Here is a 3,344-nt window from a genome sequence, read left to right as displayed (position 1 = left end):
TTTTAGCTTTCCTTAGGTGAGTACGGACGTCAGCGAACTTCTTCGAAGTTCCATGACTAAGTTTTGAGCCTAGTGTATCAAAACTTCCGAGCACCTGAAACAAAAGTAGTTCAGGTGCTTTTCTCACGGCGGAAAGCTAAGTACATAGCTCGCTTCGCTCGTTTATAGCAAAGCTAAAAACTATATAATGATGTTCTTGATTGTTTTAAGATTTATATTTTACAAATCTTCTGCTTTTAGGGGTTTGACGTCTTTGAGCAATGGGTGGTTCTTGTCTGCTTCTGAGACTTCTGCTTCTTCCAAGTTTTCCCATTGGATATCTAGGCTTGGGTCTGCATAGTTGACAAAAGCATATTTTGGTTTGAGTTCCAGTGCCCAGTAGTCATTGACTAAGTAAGTATAGGCAACTTTGTCTGTCAAAACTTGGAACCCATTGGCTACACCACGAGGGACGAAGATGCCTTTTGAAGCATCGATCACGGTTTGGTAGGTATTCCCAAAGCTATCGCCTTCACGAAGGTCTACCCAAGTTCCAAGAACCTTGCCTTCATCTGCTACAGAGATGTACTTGTCCCAAGGCTCTGCATGCAAGCCACGCAAAACATTCTTACGAGAGAATGAAATATTGTTTTGCAACTTACCTTCTGCAAAAAAGCTTTCAGGGAAACCAAGGGGAAGCATTTTCTCTTTTTGGAAGTTTTCTTTAAACCAACCACGGTTATCCCCGCGCACTGGAATATCAAACTCCATCAAGCCTGGGATAGCATCAATTTTGCGGGCTGCTAATTCTTTTTCGAAAAATTGTTCTGTCATTAAGCTTCTCCAATCAAACGGAGCAAGTATTGTCCGTATTCGTTTTTCTTCAGTGATTGCGCTAATTCATGGACTTGTTCTTTGGTGATATAACCCATGCGATAAGCAATTTCCTCAAGGTTAGCCACTTGGACATTTTGCAAGCGTTGAACAGTTTCGATATATTGAGATGCCTGCAAGAGACTTTCGTGAGTTCCAGTATCCAACCAGGCAAAACCACGGCCCATGAGCTCAACAGAGAGATCTCCACGCTCCAAATAAGCCTTGTTAACATCGGTGATTTCAAGCTCACCACGAGGGCTTGGTTTGATGTTTTTGGCAATTTCTACCACATCATTGTCATAGAAGTAAAGTCCGGTCACTGCAAAGTTGGATTTTGGATGTTCTGGTTTTTCTTCGATAGAGATGGCATTCATATCCGCGTCAAACTCTACCACACCAAAGCGTTCCGGATCTTTGACTTGGTAACCAAAGACAGTCGCTCCTTTTTCCTTCGCTTCTGCCCGTTGCAACATCTTGGTTAAGCCGTTTCCGTGGAAGATATTGTCCCCAAGGATGAGGGCAACATGATCGTCACCGATAAAGTCTTCTCCGATGATGAAGGCTTGCGCCAAGCCATCTGGACTTGGTTGCTCTGCGTAAGAGAGGGAAATACCAAGTTCAGAACCATCTCCAAGAAGCTCTTCAAAACGAGGAAGGTCTTGAGGTGTTGAGATGATCAGGATATCTTTGATCCCAGCCAACATAAGCGTTGACAGCGGATAGTAGATCATTGGTTTGTCATAAATGGGCATCAACTGCTTAGAAGCCGCACGTGTCAATGGATACAAGCGAGTTCCTGAGCCCCCTGCTAAAATAATACCTTTCATAATGTTAGGCCTTTCTACGTAGTCATTACCCTTATTTTATCATGTTTATATAAAAAAGTCACCTTGCATTTGTGTTACAAGGTGATGACAGGACGTTGATTCTATAGTCCCGTTAACGATCTTCATTATCGTGATTCAAATAGGACGCTCGGACTAGGACTCTTTAATATACTTTAATTCACTGATTACTGCTCCTTGACTGAGCCGTCTGAAAACCTTACCTTTACTCCCGATTTGGTCGTGCCTCTCCTAGAATCCATAAAGCTCTGAAATTCTTCATCTTCATTATGATAGACCCCTATCTTAATTTTTTTTCGCATCTTTATCATAAGCTAGTACATGTTCCTTGGAACTCCCATCAGAAAATGTAAATTTTACATCTGCTCCCCATGCGTCCGAAGGAGTAGAGCTATAAGATGGGTTTTTAATCTCAATTTCTTCAATTCCCTCGTAAGAATGCTTCAAGGTCCTTACAAGGCTGACTTCATACTCTCTATTGCGTCTCTTCTCCTCTAATTTTTTGTTCATATAAAACATAGAAATCCCAACTACCAAAAGGAGAGCCAAGGCGATGACGCTCATTATCCTTTTGCTTTTCTTGTTAAACTTGATTTTTACCATAAGATAATTTTCCTCGCTGACTAAGGTCTACCTCTGAATTGAATCTGATGAATTGTTCTTCATCTTTTCATTCTCAAATACCATGATACCAATCATAAAGAGAGCTTGTCCTGATGCTCTCCTTTTCAGTTCCTTATCCCAAAGCGACGTCTAGAATCATCATAATGACAAAGCCAACCATGAGGCCTAAGGTCGCCACATCTGTGTTGCCATTGGTCTGGGAATCTGGGATCAACTCTTCAACCACTACGAAGATCATCGCACCTGCTACAAAAGAGAGGGCGTAAGGCAAGATGGCTGTCATGGATAAGACGGCAACTGCCCCTAGCAGGGCTCCGATGGGCTCGACGATGGCTGACATAGATCCCCAATAAAAGGCATTGAGACGGGATTTTCCATCCGTCCGGATTGGGATTGAAAGAGCAGCCCCTTCTGGGATATTTTGCAAGCCAATCCCAATGGCCAGGCCAACCGCCCCGATAAAGGCTTCTGGACTTGGATTGCTAGCCAGAGCTCCAAAGGCTACTCCGACTGCTAAGCCTTCTGGAAAATTATGAATGGTAATGGCGAGAAAAAGGAGGATTGTTTTAGACAACTTCTTCTCCCGCGGCGTATGGATACTCTCAGCCTCTTCAATCTCCTTCGTCATATGAAGGTGAGGGACGATGGCGTCAATCAAGCGAAGGAAAAAACCTCCAGCTAAAAAACCGATCGCCGCTGGCAACCAAGCCAGGCTCCCATAAGAGGTTTCCGCATACTCAATCGAGGGTTGTAAGAGCGACCAAAAAGAAGCCGCGATCATGACCCCTGCCGCAAAGCCCATCATGATGTCCAGTAATTTGCGACTAATATGCTTGAAGAAAAAGACGATGGCTGACCCGACAATGGTACAGCCCCATGTAAACAATCCTGCGAGAAAGGCCTGCAAGACCACGGATTGCGATTGAAACCAATTCATAACAACTCCCATTTTCTCGATGATTCACTTCTTCTATTCTACTATTTTTAGCCCAATTAAGGAAGATCTTTCGAAAAAAAGAG

General features: G+C 43.4%; 4 protein-coding genes. All 4 read right to left on the bottom strand.

Annotated features, from left to right (window positions below; all coding sequences use genetic code 11):
- Positions 1-219 precede the first annotated feature (219 nt).
- Positions 220-813: a dTDP-4-dehydrorhamnose 3,5-epimerase family protein gene (locus SPADD19_RS02405; RefSeq protein ID WP_061455103.1), complete on the bottom strand. Its 594-nt coding sequence runs from the start codon at positions 811-813 to the stop codon at positions 220-222.
- Positions 813-1,682 carry a glucose-1-phosphate thymidylyltransferase RfbA gene (gene rfbA, locus SPADD19_RS02400; protein WP_003002772.1) on the bottom strand — a complete coding sequence of 290 codons (870 nt, stop codon included), beginning with the start codon at positions 1,680-1,682 and terminating at the stop codon, positions 813-815. The genes SPADD19_RS02405 and rfbA overlap by 1 nt, the downstream gene beginning before the upstream one ends.
- 303 nt (positions 1,683-1,985) lie before the next feature.
- The gene (locus SPADD19_RS02395; protein WP_241496424.1) at positions 1,986-2,303 is read right to left on the bottom strand and encodes a hypothetical protein; all 318 of its coding nucleotides are present in this window, start codon (positions 2,301-2,303) and stop codon (positions 1,986-1,988) included.
- Between the two features lie 133 nt (positions 2,304-2,436).
- Positions 2,437-3,261, bottom strand: coding sequence for a ZIP family metal transporter (locus SPADD19_RS02390; RefSeq protein ID WP_049522580.1), 825 nt, complete (start codon positions 3,259-3,261; stop codon positions 2,437-2,439).
- Positions 3,262-3,344 lie beyond the last annotated feature (83 nt).

Origin of the sequence: Streptococcus parasanguinis (assembly GCF_001578955.1) — a bacterium.
Classification (GTDB): Bacteria; Bacillota; Bacilli; order Lactobacillales; family Streptococcaceae; genus Streptococcus; species Streptococcus parasanguinis_U.
The sequence above is the reverse complement of the archived record's forward strand: the minus strand, read 5'-3'. Positions and strand labels throughout refer to the sequence as shown.